This is a genomic window from Tamlana sedimenti, assembly GCF_038148895.1.
In the GTDB taxonomy this organism is placed as follows: domain Bacteria; phylum Bacteroidota; class Bacteroidia; order Flavobacteriales; family Flavobacteriaceae; genus Tamlana.
In genome coordinates this window covers 25,441-45,461 of the sequence record NZ_JBBVGQ010000002.1, presented here as the reverse complement: position 1 = coordinate 45,461, position 20,021 = coordinate 25,441, and the positions used below count along the sequence as shown (strand labels likewise).

7 protein-coding genes are annotated in these 20,021 nt (G+C 37.6%); 6 read left to right on the top strand and 1 reads right to left on the bottom strand.

The features are described from left to right. Positions 1-17: 17 nt before the first annotated feature. Positions 18-6,023 carry a pectinesterase family protein gene (locus tag WJN01_RS06420; protein ID WP_445196328.1) on the bottom strand — a complete coding sequence of 2,002 codons (6,006 nt, stop codon included), beginning with the start codon at positions 6,021-6,023 and terminating at the stop codon, positions 18-20. 467 nt (positions 6,024-6,490) lie between these two features. On the opposite strand from WJN01_RS06420, the gene WJN01_RS06415 reads away from it, so the two are divergent. The 6 genes from WJN01_RS06415 to WJN01_RS06390 all read left to right on the top strand — a co-directional run bounded on the left by WJN01_RS06415 (position 6,491) and on the right by WJN01_RS06390 (position 19,908). Beyond that, the gene (locus WJN01_RS06415) at positions 6,491-8,989 is read left to right on the top strand and encodes a pectate lyase family protein (protein WP_445196327.1); all 2,499 of its coding nucleotides are present in this window, start codon (positions 6,491-6,493) and stop codon (positions 8,987-8,989) included. A gap of 363 nt (positions 8,990-9,352) precedes the next feature. Then, on the top strand, positions 9,353-12,634 hold the full coding sequence (locus WJN01_RS06410) for a SusC/RagA family TonB-linked outer membrane protein (RefSeq protein ID WP_445196326.1): 3,282 nt from the start codon (positions 9,353-9,355) through the stop codon (positions 12,632-12,634). A gap of 18 nt (positions 12,635-12,652) precedes the next feature. Beyond that, on the top strand, positions 12,653-14,452 hold the full coding sequence (locus tag WJN01_RS06405; protein ID WP_445196325.1) for a RagB/SusD family nutrient uptake outer membrane protein: 1,800 nt from the start codon (positions 12,653-12,655) through the stop codon (positions 14,450-14,452). Positions 14,453-14,483: 31 nt separating this feature from the next. Next, positions 14,484-16,025 (top strand): DUF5123 domain-containing protein, encoded by a 1,542-nt coding sequence (locus tag WJN01_RS06400; protein WP_445196324.1) that lies wholly within the window; start codon positions 14,484-14,486, stop codon positions 16,023-16,025. Between the two features lie 85 nt (positions 16,026-16,110). After that, positions 16,111-18,348 carry a pectinesterase family protein gene (locus WJN01_RS06395; protein ID WP_445196323.1) on the top strand — a complete coding sequence of 746 codons (2,238 nt, stop codon included), beginning with the start codon at positions 16,111-16,113 and terminating at the stop codon, positions 18,346-18,348. 126 nt (positions 18,349-18,474) lie between these two features. Then, positions 18,475-19,908 carry a glycoside hydrolase family 28 protein gene (locus WJN01_RS06390; protein ID WP_445196322.1) on the top strand — a complete coding sequence of 478 codons (1,434 nt, stop codon included), beginning with the start codon at positions 18,475-18,477 and terminating at the stop codon, positions 19,906-19,908. Positions 19,909-20,021: the final 113 nt, after the last annotated feature.

Here is a 20,021-nt window from a genome sequence, read left to right as displayed (position 1 = left end):
AAAATTATTGCTATTAATTAGTGTACCAGAAGCTTTATGGCCTTTTGACCTAATTCATCTTTAACCGTAACAATATATAGACCATTTTTAAAGCTAAAACTGGTATCTGTATTGGTTTTTAATGTCTTTACAAGCGCTCCTGTAATATTATAAATATTTACTGTGGTAGCAGATCTTACATTAGAAATGAACACGCTATTATTATAACCTACAACCCTAACACTATTGGTTCTTGAACTCAGTTCTTCATCAACACTTAAAGTTAATTCTGCAAACGGATCCCAGTTATCACCTCCTTTTGTAAAGTTGAATGGAGTAATATCTGTTCCATCATTCAGTTGGTCAGTACTAAGCAGGGTTGACCATGAAGCACGGCTACCAGAATTATCAACTCCTGAAAGTTCATTAGTGCTACGCTCGTACATAAATTCAGATTCGCCTCCAAGAGAACTTGTCCAACCTACTGGAAAAATCATGGATTGCCCTGTGTAACTTGGATTTTGGGAAATATCTATGTTTGTCTTATAAAATACAACTTCGCTAGTTGTTGCTGCCCATGGACGTCCGAAATAACCTGGTTTACCCCAATTGGTTGATGCTGTTTCTACACCAGGGACAGTTGATTTTACATTACATTCATACATTAAGTATCCTCTACCCCCGCCATGTTGTGCCGCTGTGATGTATGCCGAATCACCTCCTGAATCACTTGTATTTAAAACAAGGTCTGTTTGGTAAAATACAGCTATCATACCTCCAAATAAATAATCTACCGCGCCCATCATAGCTCCCTTATAAACAGCTACTCTAGAGTTATGCTGACCATAGAATGAGTCTTGACGGCCCACCACACGGCAATTATTCAATATGGTTTTATCTCCTATAACTGCAATGGCTGCTGCTCTCTCTACATAACCCAATCCTCTATCCTGAACTGAAGTATCACCATACAAAATAGGTCTTGCACCGCCCGTTGGAGCTGAATTATTTGGAATAACAACATCATTAGCCTCTTTCTGGGAAATATATTGATTAAATGAATTTTCAAGAATTATATCTTCAGCAATAAAGCCATTGGCATACACTACTACTGTAGCATTCCAATATGAGCCATCTGTTGAACCTGCACCATTATTTTCGTAGCTTAAAGAGCCATTTGCTTTATTAACTGCTAAAATATCCCCATGCCATTTTTGGTCTGCACCCATACTGTAGTAGTTATAGCCATGGCCATAATAGCCCGTAATCCTAACAGCATTTGCATCTATGTCAATACCTTTGTTTAACAATGCAATACTTGGGGTGGCTGCGGCATTTTTAAGCGTTACATTATTACTGTTGATAACGAGCATTTCTTCATAATTACCTGGATCTATTAATACAGTCACTCGCTCGTCGCTTGGTCGTGGCATTATTTTTATAGCTTCTAAAGCCTCATTTATGGTTTGGTAATCTTTATCTGTTCCTACTGTAATCGTGTTAGTAAAAGAGACATTGGGTACGACCTGAATGTTTGTAAAGTAAGTGGTTCCTGATCCAGAACATGCAATGGTTGCAGTACCTGGTGAGCCTCCTGGGTAAATATACTCAGTGGTTTCAAAAACAGAAGTACTACCACTGTTAGTACTAACAGTAGCCCCACCTTCAATGGAAAATTCAGCTGAATAGTAATAGGTTACAATCATTTTTTCTCCTGGATTAAGTGGTACCGTAATAGTGTTACCATCAACTCCTGAAATATGACCTTTTGCAATTTCATTTTTCATTCCAGATAAAGCCAGACCTTTGTAATATAGGTCTGTGTTTAAAATAACTTTATCATCAAATCCCCAATTTGTAACTGGATTGAATGACAGATCTTTTGAAGTAGCTGCTCCTGAAACGGTTAAATTAGAGGTTAAAGCCAATTCTATGGGATATTCATCCAAGCCTGCATAATCCAGGGCGTAGACTCCGTCGCGCAGAGCTACTGTACTTACATCACTAAAGTTATATGAATAACCTGCTTCATTCAAATTATTAAAAGTCAACTCCAATTTACTCAATTGCGTGGCATCAAGATCTGATGAACTAATAGTTATGTTATACAATGGTTTTGGAGTAAAATCAATATCTGCCGATTGATCCGCAGTTCCAATGGTAATGGTATTTGAAAGTATTTCAAAATCATTAACACCTTCAGCCGATATGGTATATTCCACGTTAGGTTCTAATTGAACCGAATAAGTAGAAGCACCTGTATCTACTGATATTCCGGGCACAAATATTTTGTTAGCCGCTGGATCTGGTGTATAGGTAATGGCCGCATTGGAAATTTCTGCTCCCAATCCAGTAATATTTCCACTAACGGTGTACAATTCTACGGTTTGAATAGTAATATCAAATGTACCTGTTGTTTCTTCCAAAAGAATGGAATTTGCACTGCTAATAACATAACCGTTTGCATCAGCCAAACTTAAATTATAAGTATAGCCTTGTGGAAGGTCTAAACTAAAGGTACCGCCGGATGGCATAACAGACCAATCTTTACCTGCTTCGTTGGTGAACACAATAGCATAATTTGCAGGAATACCTGATGCCTGAGATACATCAACGTTACCAGACAAGGTTTTGTAGGTGGCATCTTTTCTTTCAATTCTAAAATAACTTGGTTTGTCAGCGCTGTCATAAATACGATAGGAACCTGCTGCTTTTGCCACAAAATTAACCGTAGTTATTGAACCGCTTGTATTTACAGGTACAACATCATCTTGAGCTGATGGATCTGGTACATAGGTGAAATGGATTTGACCGCTAGCATTTTGAGCCAACATGGCAAGTGTTACCTCATCATCCTCACTTAATGTTAAACTCATATATCTTCCAGCGGCCATAGCGCTATTCACATAAATTCTACCTGTGTAACCACTTACACCACTTAAATTTTCATCATAGCGGGTAAGGTTTGTGTTAGAAGTTCTTAAACGGTCATTACTGCCACCAATCCAACTTAAAACACCTTCAGACCAGGATGGCAATACATTATTTGATGACCCCGGAGTAATGGAACCATCGTACCACGCATTAATTTTTGTTTCATCTAACCTATTGTTATAAATATTGGCATCCAATTGTTCTGCTCCAAAATCCCAAACGTCAATTTTCCCATTAGACGGTTCAATTATTGCGGCATTTTCTATAGACATACCATGCAAGTATATTTCCGCCGTTGGATATCCGACACTTGACAAGGTAGCCGTTACAATACCTGCTGGCCCTGTATAGCTAAAATTCACTGGAATATCGCCAACTCCTGAAATGATATCAGTGGCTACAATTTCACCTAAAACATTATCATTTTCATCGGTAAACACCAATACCGCGTCGTCCGCAACACCGTACCTACAAACTATAAAGGTAATCGTTGCATCTCCAGCTACAATAATGTCAAACGAGTTTCCTGGGAAAAACACACCTCCATGAGAAGCATCGTGATAACCAAATTGCCCCGCTTCGTCTGCGGTATTACTGTTTATGGTTACAATGCCATCAGCTGTTTTAAATGTTTCATACCTTAAAGATGTGTAACTTGTTTGCGGCATTTCAGAACCATCGGCAAAATTATAAATATAGGTTTCACCCGGGTTGGCAGTAACTACCGCTGAACTATCTGAAATATTAATGATGTAAGATGTTGGATCATTTCCATCATCGGTAAACGTAATAGTCAGTTCGTTTCCGTTTACAGAAGTAGAAGCAATATCTCCAGTTAAACTAGGCGTATATGATGATAAATCGGCTCCACCCAAATCTATTTCAATGGAAGCGGTTTCATTGGTTGCACTAAATACAGAGCCAGTTCCAGATGTTATTGAAACTGAGGCTGCTTCTGACGCATCCGCTCCTCCCAAAAAGGTAATTTCTGTTCCGTTAATAGTTATTGTACCAGACCTTTGAGCCCAAGGGGTAAGTGAGATATCGTAAGGAATTGGTGAAACCTCAATATACGGTAAATAATTTTGGCCCGTAGATTCAAAACTTAGCGTACCAGCCGTACCCACGTAAACAAAATCTACCCATGGTCCACCATCAGCACCCTGAGGATAAGTTACGGCTGTTGCGTGAGGCTGTTCTGTTAAATCAAAACCACCTGTACCACTAGTAACGGAAGCTACAATATTTCCTCCTGAATATTGGTCGCCAGCCAAACGAATTTTACTATTTCCTGAAACTTGCAAGGTGATTACATTACCCGTTTTATAGTTTAATCCGTGCTGCGCACTGTGATAACCATATGCATTTGATGCACCCGACTCTACTTTTATTAATCCTTTTTCGATGGTAACATTACCAGGAGCATCTTGGGGAACAATAGTTTGATCTCGAAAATCAAAATAGTATGGAATATTCATTTCGCTTGCAAGGAAACCAGTGCCAAACTGCGCTGGTATCACTTCTATTTGAGGCAAATACAAATCATTACCAGAAGCAGCTACTGTGGTGAAGGTTAAAGTTCTAGCTGGTCCAGAATAAACAATATCAAAAGTATCAGATAAATCATTTACAACTACACCAACCTGGGTTCCCAAGTCGCCATCAGCAACAGCGGTTCCTTTGACGTCCAAAGATGAGTACTGAGACCCTAAAAACCGTACGGTACAGCTTCCGTCAACATCAATACTAATGGTTTGGTCCACCTTAAGGTTTAAACCGTACTGCGCACTATGATGGTTGTAAGCCCCGCCAAGCACCAATTTTCCATCAGCACTTTGTTGATTGGTAATAATGGTTCCGTCTCTAAAATCATAAGTTACTGTATCATGAAAATAACTGTTATCAAACAATTCAATGGTGAATGTTTTTGGGTCTGTAGCTCCATCTGAATAAGTAATTTCTAAATTGTTACCATTGATACTCGCTGAAGCAATATCTCCAGAAACTGATGGAGTAAGTGTTGACAAATCAACGCCTCCCAAATCTATAGCCACCATACCCGTATTTTTTGAAGCCGAAACAACAACTCCTGCACTTACAGCAATTGTGGCATTATCAGCCGATGTTGCTCCAGAAGTAAGATCAATATTAACGCCATTAAGTGTAATTGTTCCAGATTTTTGAACATAAGAATTTAGAGATATATCATAAGGAATTGGAGATAGCTCTATATAAGGTATATAATTTGTACTACCAACGCCTGTTAAAACTACTTCTCCAGCAGTTCCCACATAAGTAAAATCTACCCAAGGGCCACCATCGACACCTTGAGGGAAGGTAACACCAGTTCCATGAGATTGCTGAGAAATATCAAATGCTCCTGAAGCACTTGAGACCGCAATTGCCCCCCCTGAGTATTGATCGCCAGCTACTCTAATTTTAGTATTACCAGCAACCTTAAGTGTAATGGTGTTTTGGTCATTAAAAGTTATACCATGCTGACTTCCATTCAAACTGATACCATGACAACAGCCTGCATCGATTATGATGAGGCCAGCTTCAACATGATTACCAGCTCCAGCAGGATAAATACTTTCATCCCTTAAGTCGAAATAATAGGGAATATTCAATTCAGGGACTGTGGAATCTTTTCCGGCCTGAGCAGGAATAACCTCAATAGTAGGCAGGTACAAATCATTACCTGTTGCAGCCACTGTTGCAAAAGTTAAAGTAGTAGCTTGTCCTGAATAAACAAAATCAAAAGTGTCCGCAAGATCGTTTACTACCTGTCCGACTTGAGTTCCCAAATCCCCATCTTCGACTGCTGTTCCTTTTACATCCAGACTAGAATATTGCGAGCCCAAAAAACGAACGGTGCAGCTGCCATCAACATCTATGCTAATGTTTTGATCTACTTTTAGGTTTAATCCGTAGGTTCCTCCATGGTGTGTGTAGGCACCCCCAAGTGTCAATTTTCCATCAGCACTCTGCTGATTAGTAATTATTGTTCCGTCCCTAAAATCATAGGTTACGGCACCAACATTTTGTCCCAGAGCCATTTTACCTATAAATAGCAAGGGAATTAATAATAAAAAATAAAGTTTTTTCATTGTTTTAAAATTAGTTTAGTAAATAGTGGTATAATGAATCTTGGCAATCTTAACATAGTTGACCTGTTAAGAAAACCAAGAGTTTTTTAAACTTTTGTAGGCAAGAGGTGACTTGGAAAAGCAATTGAAAAACCTTTAGCTTTAACTTGAATTACAAATTGGAATCAATAAAAGTTTATGCAATCGATTACGCAAATATATCATAAAAAAAAGAAAATGCAAATAAAAAATTGATGCTCCATTAGAATTAACAAAAAAGCGCCGTATATACGTACAAAAATTTCCAATTCAATCAGAATTTATACAACATTGAAAACAACTTTTTACATTTTAATCTTGCACATACCACAAAACCATTGCCGATTGTCGTTTTTTTTCATAAAAATCAAGCTTGAATTAGATAATAATCTATCTTAGCAATCGATTACACTATATGCTAATCAAATCATACTAAACTAACTGTTAAAATGAAACACAAATTATTTTTACTGTTAACTTCTATTCTTGTGCCTATTGGCGTAATGGCTCAAGCAAACATTACCGAAGCCGCTGGTTGGCTAGAATCAGCCTACATAAAATGGGATTCCATGGCAGAAGCTGAAAGCTACAATGTTTATTATACCGGTGAAGGTATTTCTAACCAAAAAATAGATGACCAACTTATAAGGTGCTATGATGGTTATCATAGGGCTGATATTTTAGGGCTTAAAGCTGGATCATATACCATTAGCGTCGCTCCTGTAATTTCTGGTATTGAGGGTGCCCTAGCAACAAGTGGAACAATTACCGTAGAGGCACATGATCGCACAGGCTTTGCTTTTTCCAACGGAAGAATTCCAGGAGCGTATAATTTGGATGGCACACCACAAAACGGTGCTGTCATTTTATATATTACTGAAAACACCAAAAACATTATTGAGCTTAATGTTACAGGGGCAAATGCCAATCCGTGTGTTGGTCTACAAACCATTTTGGATGGATTTAAGAAAGGTAACGACACAAGGCCTCTTATAGTTCGTTTGGTTGGACAAATTACAGATCCCTCTTATCTATTAAACGGTGACATTGTTATTGAAAACAAGAATAACCTATCAAGCCATATTACCTTTGAAGGCGTCGGTGATGATGCCGTAGCAGACGGATGGGGTATTCGCATAAAAAACGCAACGAATATTGAGATTCGAAATATAGGTACCATAAATTGCAACAGTGATGAGGGCGACAATATTGGCCTACAGCAAAACAACGATTACATATGGGTGCATAATGTGGATTTCTTTTATGGTGACGCAGGTAGCGATGCCGATCAAGCAAAGGGAGATGGTGCACTTGATTGCAAACGATCAACTTATGTTACCTTTTCATACAATCATTTTTGGGATTCTGGAAAGTCAAACCTTTTAGGCTTAAGTGAAGACCCAAATGATGATCTTTACATTACCTATCACCATAACTGGTACGACCATTCAGATTCACGACACCCTCGAGTTCGTTTTTATTCTGCCCATATTTACAATAACTATTATGACGGAAATTCAAAATATGGTGCCGGTTCAACAAATGGCTCTTCCCTATTTGTAGAGGCCAATTATTTTAGAAATTGTAAATACCCTATGTTAACGTCCATGCAAGGCTCTGATGTTTATGATGAAAACTCAGGAACAAACGACTATTCAAACATGCCAACGTTTTCCAGTGAAGATGGAGGCACCATAAAGGCTTTTAATAACTATATAGAAGGAGCAAGACGATTTGTTCCTTACGGTGATGCGGGTTTCCCAAATTCAACTGTCGATTTTGATGCTTATGTTGTTTCAACAAGAAATGAAACCGTTCCTGCCAGTGTTACTTCCGCTTATGGCGGAAATATTCATGATAATTTTGACACTAACCCATCTGTCATGTATGCCTACACGCCAGATTCCCCAGAGGATGCTAGAACGAAAGTGATGCAATATTCCGGACGAATGCATGGGGGTGATTTCAATTGGACCTTTAATAATGCTACCGATGATACATCTTATGCTGTAGATCCTGCCCTAAAAAGTGCTTTAACAAACTATAATACTAGTTTGATTTGCGTACAAGGCGATGTTGGCCCAGAGCCAGCCATTGTACTTTCGGCCAATGCCGGAGATGCCTTGGTCAATTTAAATTGGACGGTCACTAATTACAGTGCTACTTCTTATGAAGTATTTAGAGACACAGATGCCGACCCCGCAGGAAGAATAAAACTAGTAGACATTGGTAACCCAAACACATTAAGCTATTTGGACAGCACAGTAACCAATGGAACAACCTATTATTATTGGGTGGTTGCTGATAGCTCTTTAGAATCCAATGTAGATTTAGCAACCCCTTCTGAAGGCGGAACAGGTACGGGGGACGAAATTCATAATTTCACAGAATCTGGACTGAGCAGCACTTTTTATTCCATTTCTGGAAGTCTTTCAGATACAAAAGGCACAGTTGTATATAATGGACTTACGTTAACCCAATGTTTAAAAATTGAATCGAGTACCAGCATCACATTTGCAACTATCGGCTCATCTAATTTAACGCTTGTATTTAATGAGGGCTATTCTGGTGCTATTAAAATAAACGGTATAAGTTATAACATTACTGGAGGTATCCTTTCTATGCCCTTGGCTGCCGGCAACTATGAAATAACTAAAGATAGTGTGGCCAACCTGTACTATATGAGTATTGAATACGACGCCTTAGGCCTGAACGAGGTCTTGAAAGCCAAAATCAAATTATATCCTAATCCAGTTGCAGATAAACTTATTGTTTCTACTGAATTAAATTTAGAATGCATAAAAATTTACAACCTGTTGGGTGTAATGGTCAAAAGAATTGAGAATAACCTTGAGAGTGTAGATTTAAGTGATTTGAGCAAAGGAAGCTATTTAGTTAAAATAAATACATCTCGAGGAGCATTTGCCAAAGTCATAATTAAAAACTAACCTGGACCTCTAGTCTCATTTTTTTGCCGATTATTTGAATGCGCTTCATTAACAAAACAAAAATCAAACAATTTCAAAGGTTTTAATTAAATTGTTAAATAATCAAATATGAGACGCATAAATTAATCTGATTGGTTATTTCAAGAAAATTGGTAAATGACAGAAAACAACTAGTTTTTTTTAAGGTGTATCATGTTAAATTTTTTAAATTCTAGCAATTTTATTTGTTTTCCCAGCAAAAAATTATAGTTTTGTGTAATCGATTGCAATTATTTGTTCATGCATTGATACAGTCATAGTAACTATCCTTTAGGAAAATAATTCACGAATCTTTAAACTATATACTAATTAAACTAAAACTTCATGACAAACTATTCATTATTTGATCAACTTTTGAGCTTTTTAGAAGTTCGGAAGAAAAGTGGACATCGAAATAAGGCTTATTCAGTCTTATTCATCGGACTATTTTTACTTTGCATCAACCTTGCCAGAGCCCAAAACCAAATCAGTGTTACGGGTACGGTTAGCGACGGTGATTTAGGTGGACCCCTACCAGGTGTAACAATCCTTGTTAAAGGAACGACAACCGGTACATCAACAGATTTTGACGGAAACTATGAGCTTCAAAACATAGCTTCTAATGCCACATTGGTTTTTTCTTATATCGGCTACAAAACTCAAGAAAAATCTGTTGCCGGTCAAAAAACGATTAACATAACACTTCAACCTGATTTAGAATCTCTCGAAGAGGTTGTAGTTATAGGTTATGGTACAGCTCGTAAATCCGATTTAACCGGTTCTGTCGTTGCCATAGGAGGCGATGACTTAAAGGAACAGCCAATATCCAATGTTGCAGAAGCATTGACTGGTAGATTGGCAGGGGTTCAAGTTGTATCTTCTGAAGGTTCTCCTGATGCTGAAATCAACATAAGAGTACGTGGAGGTGGATCAATCACCCAAGACAGTTCACCGTTAATCATCGTAGACGGGTTTCCTGTAAACAACATAAGTGATGTTTCTTCTTCAGATATTGAGAACATCAGTATCTTAAAAGATGCGTCTTCTACAGCCATTTATGGTTCTAGAGGTGCCAATGGTGTTGTAATCATTACGACAAAAAGTGGTAAAGAAGGCAAAGTTTCGGTAAACTTCAACATGTTTTACGGAGCAAAGAAAATTGCTAACACTATTGATGTGCAAAGCCCAGAAGATTTTGTAAAGTGGCAATATGAATATGCCTTGCTTGATGACCCAAACAACCTAGACTCATATGAAAGATATTTTGGGTTATGGCAAGATTATGATCAATACCTTGGGCAAAAAGGCACCAATTGGCAAAAACAGATATATGGCCAAATGGGTGAAGTTCAAAGTAGGGATTTAGCTATTAGAGGTGGATCTGAAAAATTTAATTTCAATTTTAACTATGCGCTTTACGATGAAAAAGCCATTATGCTAGGCTCGGATTTTAAAAGAAACAATTTATCCTTATCTTTAAAAAGCAAAGCAAGTGATAAAGTAGACTTATCATTCACCTTACGTTATTCTGATACTGAAATTAATGGTGGTGGTGCCAATGAACAGAATGAAGTTTCGTCTGCAGATGCTCGCTTAAGACATAGTGTTGGTTATTCTCCTATCCCTATTTCAGGCTTAACGACTACAGATACCGATGAAGCACTTTCGAGCTATTTGATAAATCCTTTTGTAGCGGTTGATGACAATCAACGTTTAAAAACTAGAAAAAACTTCAACATGGTAGGTAGTTTTTCTTGGAAAATATTGGATGATTTACAATTCAAAATGGACTTAGGTCTTGACAATCGTAATGATTTAGATTACCGTTTTTATGGCCGTTCAACTTATTACTCCAATAACAGACCGGCTGCCGAAAACCAAGGCTTGCCTTCATTGGTTTCCAGCGATGATAAACGTGTTTCCTTCAGAAATGCCAATACATTGAATTATGACTTCCAAAAACTTTTAGACAATGAAGACCATAGTTTGAAACTTCTTGTAGGTGAGGAAATGATTATTACAGAAAGAAATGAAGTTACCAGTGAAATTCAAGGATTTCCTAAGCTATTTGACTTTAACACTGCAAGAAACCTTACTAGCCAAGGAACTCCACTTCTTGTAGATGACTTTTATAGTCCTGATGATAAATTATTATCGTTCTTTGGTCGTGTTAACTACGATTTTAAAAACCGCTATCTATTAACCGCTACATACCGTGCTGATGGATCAAGCAAGTTCTTAGGTGACAACCGATGGGGGTATTTCCCATCTGCTGCATTTGCATGGAAAATTTCTGAGGAGCCATTTTTAGCTGGTGCAGATTGGTTAAATACCTTAAAGGTGAGAGCTAGTTACGGTGAGGCAGGTAACAATAATATTCCGGCAGGTCAAACCATTCAAAACTACCAGTCTAGTGCAACGTCGCAATTCAATACATTTTCAAACTATTGGAGACCAGACAATACATTGGCAAATCCAGATTTAAAATGGGAAACTACAGTCACTCAAAACGTAGGTCTTGATTTCGATTTGTTCAGAGGACGCATCAGTGGTACAGTAGAGGCATACAAAAACATTACCGAAGATTTATTAATAAGATTCCCAATACCTGGATCTGGTTACGATGACCAATATAGAAATTTGGGTGAGGTACAAAACACCGGTATCGAAGCTTCGTTATATGTATCGGCTATAGAAAAAGAAGATTACGGGTTAAGTTTCTCTTTTAATGCTGGAATGAACAAAAATCGTATTAACTCCCTAGGAGATTTGGATGATTTCGGTCAAGCAACGGGCTGGGCTTCCACACAAATCGGAAATGATTATTTGATAACAGTGGGTGAACCTTTGGGTGTCATGTACGGTTTCCAAAGTGACGGACGTTATGAGGTTTCAGATTTCACCTATGATGCTACAACAGGTGATTACACATTAAATTCAGGTGTTGTTGACAATCTATGGCTAGGGGGTGTTATGCCAGGAACTATGAAACTTAAAGACATTAGTGGTCCAGATGGCACACCTGACGGGGTGGTAGATATTAATGACCAAACCATCATAGGAGATGCCAATCCAGATGTAACAGGTGGTATGGTAATCAACGCCCGTGCTTATGGGTTTGACCTGATGGCCGCTTTTAACTTTAGCATTGGAAACGATGTCTATAATGCAAATAAAATAGAGTTTACAACCTCTAACCAAAATGCGCAATACAGAAACTTAAGTACCATCATGGCCGATGGAAAAAGATGGACAAACTTAGATCCCGCTACCGGTCAGTTGGTCACAGATCCAACTCAATTGGCAGCACTTAACGCGAATACCACAATGTGGTCTCCATTTATGTCTCGTTTTGTGTTTAGCGATTGGGCCGTAGAAGATGGATCGTTCTTAAGATTAAATACACTTACTCTTGGCTATACTGTACCTGAGAGGTTTACTTCTCAAATTGGGCTTACAAACCTAAGGTTTTATGCTACGGCAAATAATGTGTTCATCATCACCGATTATTCTGGTTTAGACCCTGAAGTTTCAACAAGAAGAAGAACACCTCTAACGCCTGGGGTTGATTATTCTCCATATCCTCGAAGCAGACAAATTGTTTTCGGTTTAAACCTTAACTTTTAATAAAATATTCTACAGAAAATGAAAAATATATTTAAAATATTAACTTCGGGAGTAATTATGATCGGTCTTTTAAACGGCTGTCAAGAATTTGAGGCAGATTTTTTAGACTCCCCAGCAAAATCTAGTATTGCAGACAATGTTATATTTTCTAATCCAGATTTAGCACAAGGAGCTATTGATGGTATTATAGAAATTATAGCACATACCAACTCTTACAGAGGGCGTCACATACCATTCTATGGCTTTAACACTGATACTGAATGGAACTACAACTCATTTTCAGAAGGTAATTCCACTGGAGAGCTTATGATATATGACACTAAGCCAAATAACGACCAAATGAATAGGGACAACAGTTCTTGGAATGAGATTTATATTGGAATAGAAAGAGCCAATAAAGCCATTGAAGGAATCCGTACGTATGGAACAACAGAACCAGATACCGAGCTTGGTCGTCTATTGGGTGTAGCTTTAACATACAGGGCTCTTTTTTACAGCGACTTAATTAAGGCATGGGGAGATGTTCCCGCTCGATTTGAACCTATAAATTCTGAAACCATTTATTTGGCAAAGAGTAGTAGAGATGTCATATACAAACAAATTATTGCCGACTTAGAAGAGGCTGCAACTTTGGTACCATGGCCTAACGAAAATTCTGCTACCATGACGGTTGAAAGAATAAATAAAGCGTTTGTTAAAGGTCTTAGAGCCCGCTTAGCTTTGGCTGCCAGTGGTTTTCAACAGTACCCGGGAGATGGTGTACGAAGAAGTACCGATCCGGACCTTTCTGTTGCAAAAATGTATAAAATTGCTTTGGATGAATGCCGTTCAGTTATTAACAGTGGTACGGTTCAATTAGAATCTTCTTTCGAAACTGTTTGGAGAAAATTAAATGAAGAGGATGTTTCTGCCGGTGGTGAATCGCTTTGGGAAATGCCTTTTGCAGATGGCCGTGGTCGTGTAAATTTCTCTTTTGCAATTCGTCACCGTAGTGTGGATCAGCACACAGGTCAACCTCGAGGAGGTATAGCAGGCCCTTTACCAACTGTTTTTTATGATTATGACGAAGCAGATACCCGTAGAGATATTACTGCTGTACCTTATGAATGGGGTACTGCAGACGCCTTTGGATTTTCTCAACAGCAATTGGTGGGATTAAGCACTTGGTATTTTGGAAAATATCGTTATGAATGGATGAATCGCTATGTTACTTCATCGAACGATGATGGTATCAACTGGCTAGAAATGAGATATGCGGAAGTTCTACTAATGGCTGCCGAAGCTGCCAATGAATTGGAAGGTCCTGCCGCTGCTGCTCCTTATTTGAAGGAACTACGCAGAAGAGCTTTTGCACCAGAAAACCATGCACAAAAAGTTGATGCCTATGTAAATGCATTAGCTACCAAAGAAGCCATGTTCAACGCCATAGTTGATGAGCACAAATTTGAGTTTACTGGAGAAAAACAGCGTAAACATGCACTAATTAGATGGAACTTACTGGGAGCAAATTTAGCGGAAGCAAAACAAAAAATGAATGATTTGCTATTCAGAACAGGAGACTATGCTGATGTACCAACAACGTTATACTACAAGTATGAAGACGACAATGAAACTCTTGACATTTACGGATTAAACCGAGGTGAAACATCAAATCCTGGAGGGGAGTATTCTGCACAAGATTGGACTGATCTGGAAATAGATGAGATAAACTCCCTATTTAAAGAAGGCGTAGATCCTGATACAAGACAATTTTGGCCAATATGGCAGGTATTCATTGATGGAAGTAACAATATGTTAGAAAACGATTACGGATATTAGTATTTAATTAAGAAAAAAGTAGATAAAAATTATGAAAACACAATATATAGTTAAAACATTATCCACATTCATTCTAACTCTGCTGATTGTTAGCTGTGGTTACCATGAAGACGTCGTGGAAGAATTGTCTATTAGTCGAGAGTTTGCTCCAGTAGATTTAACGGCTAGGGTAAGAAACCAAACATTCGTTGAATTAAGTTGGGCTGTAAATGAAAGTGTAGATTATTACGTTGTGGAATTTAGTGCCGACGATCCTAATTTTACCAATATTTTTCAGTCTGAGATAGTAACGGCTAGTGAATTGCCTATTTTAATAAGACTGGAAGGAGAAACTGTTTACTCCATCAGAGTTAAAGCGGTAAGTGACCGCGGACTAAACGATTCTTCATGGGCCTTAGGTGAAGCAACTACATTATCCGAACAAATTATGCAACCTTCTCAAATAGGCGACATACAGGCAACACAGGCAACATTAAGATGGGAAGCCGGATTGAATGTTACTCATTTCATTCTTCAACCTGGAGATATAAGATATGATATTTCGGCATCAGAAAAAGCATCAGGTGTAGCAACCATAACAGGATTAACAGGTGATACAGAATATTCAGCAATCCTTTACAACAACTCAAAAGTTAGGGGCTTTGCAGATTTTCTGACGGAAGTAGATCCATCAACTGGTACTGTTATAAATTCAAGCAACGATATACTTCAAATGATTGAAAATGCTGCCCCAGGCGATGTTATATTGCTTGAACCAGGTGATTATACATCTCAAACCGGAACGGCTACTTTAGACAAACCTATAACTGTAAGAAGTTTGCTTAGCTATGATAAGGCCAAATTGGGTATTAATTTTGAAATAAATGGTGGAGCAACAGATGTAAGCTTAATCAATTTAGATCTAGACGGAGCATTAACTGTTTCTGATGTCGTGAGATTTACTGGTGCAGGCAATTACAACTCACTCTTACTTAGTGGCTGTAATATTCACGATTTTGCACGCTCATTTATTGCAGGAAATGTTACAGATGCCATTGTGCAAAATGTAACTGTTGAAAATTGCATAGTTACCAACATACTTACAGCTGGTGGAGATTTTATTGATTTTAGAAACTCTGATGCTTTAGGCGTTACCATAACCTCAAGTACATTTAATAACTGCGCACCAGGTCGTGATTTTTTAAGGCTTGATGCTGCCGGTACTTCCAATGGCAATAGCATTTGCAATATATTAATAGATAGTTGTACAATATATGCCTGCTCTAATTCAGATAGTAGAAGAATTCTATATGTTAGATTCCAAACCAACGAAGTTACCGTGCAAAATACCTTAATAGCCGAAACTGAATCTGAAGGATATGCTGACAGAACAGGTGTTGATGAAAGTCCAACGTTTAATAACAATAATTATTTTAACGCACCTGGATTTATTAATCCTGACCAATTTATTTTTGATGCCAGTAACTATACAGAACTAGACCCTGGATTTGTTGACCCTCTTGCAGGCGATTTTACAGTTACTAACCAAACCTTATTGGACAATCAAGTTGGAGATCCAAGATGGAGACCTTAAAAATGCAATAAACATTTTTTATCATACAAAAGGGCAAACATTTTTAATGAATGCCCTTTTTTTAATTTATTGAAAAAAAGTATTAATGAGCTTAAAAATCAGTTACATCATAGGCCTATTTTTAATTTTTACATCTATTTCTCATGCACAGCAACTAGCCTTTCCAGAAGCAGAAGGCTTTGGCCAATATGCTACTGGAGGTAGAGGTGGATTGGTTTACACGGTTACCAATTTAAATAATGACGGCGAAGGGAGTTTAAGAAAAGGCATAGTAAAAAAAGGACCAAGAATCATAATATTTGCTATTTCGGGAACTATTGAATTAAAGTCTGATTTAGATGTAAACAGAGGAGATTTAACCATCTTAGGACAAACGGCTCTAGGGCATGGCATTACGCTAAAAGGCTATCCATTCACTATAAAAGCAGATAACGTCATTGTACGCTATTTAAGGTTTAGAATGGGAGACGTGAGCAAAGTTGAAGGCGATGCCTTAGGGTGCAGAAACGCCAATAATGTAATCATTGACCATTGCTCTGTTAGTTGGGCAACCGATGAAAATGCTTCATTTTACAACAACAAAAATTTCACACTTCAGTGGTGCATCATATCAGAAGCACTAAACAATTCGGTGCATCCTAAAGGTGCCCATGGTTATGGAGGCATTTGGGGTGGTGTTAATGCATCTTTTCATCATAATTTAATAGCCAGCAATAACAGTAGAAATCCAAGATTTAGTGGTTCAAAAACAACCCAAAATTCAGAAAACGAATTTGTGGATTTCAGAAATAACGTGATTTACAATTGGGGTGAAAACAGTATCTACGGAGGGGAAAATGGCACCTATAATATGGTTAACAACTACTTTAAATCCGGTCCGGCTACAACATCTTCCAAACTTGATAGAATTGTAAATCCCTCCAAGCCTTATGGTAAATTTTATGTAAATGGAAATTACGTTAGTGGTTTCGAAAATATCACAAAAAACAATTGGGATGGAGGTGTTCAATGCGATAATCCTGAAGCTACTAAATTAAACTCCCCGATAGCCATAAGCGATAACATAAAAACGTCAAGTGCTCAAGAGGCCTATAAAAAGGTCATGAAAAAAGCTGGAGCCAGTATTTTTAGAGATGCCGTAGATTCCAGAATCGTTCACAACACCCAAGAAGGCAGTGTTAATTTCAAAAATGGCATTATTGATTCACAGGAAAATGTTGGGGGTTGGCCCATTTTAAAGTCAGAAAATGGAAAAACAGATTCCGACAAAGATGGTATTCCTGATGAGTGGGAAAAGCAGCATCAGCTTAATCCCGAAATTGCCGATTCTAAAGGTAACTCTTTAGATAAGGTCTACACAAATATCGAGATATACGCTAACTCATTAATACATTCATCTTCAAATTTAACAACCATCAATAGTGAAACTTATCATTTTGTTGTTGACTCAAATGGTAGCGGAAATTTTAAAACAGTTCAAGAAGCTATTGACGCCGTGCCAGATTTCAGAAAAAAAGAAACCCGAATTTTTATAAAAAATGGTGTCTATAAAGAAAAATTGGTTCTTCCAGCCTCAAAAACAAATGTTACGTTTATTGGTGAGGACAAAGAAAACACCATATTGACTTATGACGATTATGCCCAAAAAAGAAACACATTTGGTGAAGAAGTTGGCACCACAGGTTCTACATCCTTTTTTGTCTTTGGTGATGGGTTTAAAGCCAAAAATATAACTTTTGAAAACAGTGCGGGGCCAGTTGGTCAAGCTGTTGCTGTAAGGATTGATGGCGATAAAGTTATTTTTGAAAATTGCAAATTCTTAGGAAATCAGGATACGCTTTATTTGTACGGAGACAATAGCCGACAGTATTACAAAGATTGTTACATTGAAGGCACAGTAGATTTTATTTTTGGTTGGTCAACCGGGTATTTCGAAAACTGTGAAATCTTTTGCAAAAATCGCGGCTATATAACCGCGGCTTCAACCAATAAAGACACCAAATATGGTTTTGTTTTTAAAGACTGTAAAATAACAGGAAATGCCCAAGATAGCACATTTTACCTCGGACGGCCATGGCGTGATTATGCCCAAACCGTTTTTATAAATTGTTACATGGACAACCATATAAAACCCGAAGGTTGGCACAATTGGGGCAAACCCCATGCAGAAGAAACTACTTTTTATGCAGAATACAATTCAACAGGGCCTGGAGCTTCCAACAAAAGGGTGAATTGGGGAAAAAAACTTTCAAAAAAAGACATTGATTCCTTTAGCAAAGAAAATGTGTTAAAAGGTTTAGACGATTGGATTCCTAAATTGTAAATTTTAATATAAAATTGTTATTGTATCACCTCCATTTTTAATATTCTATGTATTATCTTTGAGAAATCATGCCCTAAAATAGTTTTTGCTATTTTTAGTACAATCGATTACACTAAACAAAAATAAATGAACACTAAAACACCTTTTGGACTATATTCTATCCTTTTATTTTCAGTTTTTTCGTTAACATTCAGTTCCTGCAAACAAAAGGAAAATGAAAAAAAAACTGAAGAACTAGATGCATTTGCTCAAGCTGATGCCATTATTGAATCTATAAAAATTCCTGAATTTGCAGACAACATTTTAAACATCGTTGATTTAGGTGCCATTTCTGATGGAGAAACCATTAATACAGAAATTATAGCAAAGGCCATTGATTCGTGTAGTAACATGGGTGGCGGTAAAGTAATTATTCCAAGTGGTAAATTTTTAACTGGGCCTATTGTACTAAAAAGCAACGTTAATCTCCATTTAGAAGAAGGTGCCCACGTGCTTTTTTCCACTAATCATAACGATTATCTTCCTGTAGTCCACACATCGTACGAAGGTGTAGAACTCATGAACTTCTCCCCACTTATTCGCGCATATAAACAAAAGAACATTGCCGTTACAGGAAAAGGAATCTTAGATGGTCAAGCCAGTAACACCAATTGGTGGCCTTGGTGTGGTAAAGATTCTTATGGCTGGGTAGAAGGTGCTCCTAAACAGCACGATTCTATTAACCTACCAACATTACGTAAAATGAACGAAGCTCAAATACCTATCTCAGAGCGTGTTTTTGGAGCAGATCACCATATTCGTCCATCATTTTTTGAACCTTTTGAATGTGAAAACGTGTTGCTTCAAGGCGTAACCATTACCAATGCACCTTTCTGGGTTATTCACCCGTTAAAATGTAATTTTGTTAAAATTGATGGTGTTACTGTCAACAGTCACGGGCCAAACAATGATGGCTGCGACCCCGAATATTGCAAAAATGTACACATTACTAATTGCACGTTTAACACGGGTGACGATTGTATCGCAATAAAATCTGGTAGAAATTCCGACGGAAGACGAGTTAACATCGCTTCTGAAAACATTGTCATTGAAAATTGCGACATGAAAGATGGTCATGGAGGCGTGGTTTTAGGCAGTGAAATCTCTTCAGGGGTTAGAAACGTTTATGTCAGAAATTGCAAAATGGATAGCCCAAACTTAGATCGAGCTATCCGTATAAAAACCAATACCCTTCGCGGTGGATTTGTTGAAAATCTTTACGTAAAAGATATTCAAGTAGGTCAAGTTAAAGAAGCTGCCCTAAAAATCAACTTACATTATGGCATCTATGCCAATCAAGAAGGTGAATTTATTCCAAAAATAGATGGTATTCATTTAGAAAATATGACGGTTGAAAACAGTGGAAAATATGGCATTTTGATTAGAGGACGTGAAGAAGCCGTTATAAAAAATGTGACACTTACCAATGTACACATCAAAGGCGCCAATGAAGACTTATCGGTAGAACATTCAGAGCCAATTATATTTAAAAACACAACCATTAACGGAAAAGCATATTAAAATTTAATAACCAAACCTCATGAAACCGACATGATTAAAATAATCGTTAAACATACAGTAAAATGATTATTTTAATAATCAAAGGTTATATGTGACAATTAAAAACCAATAAA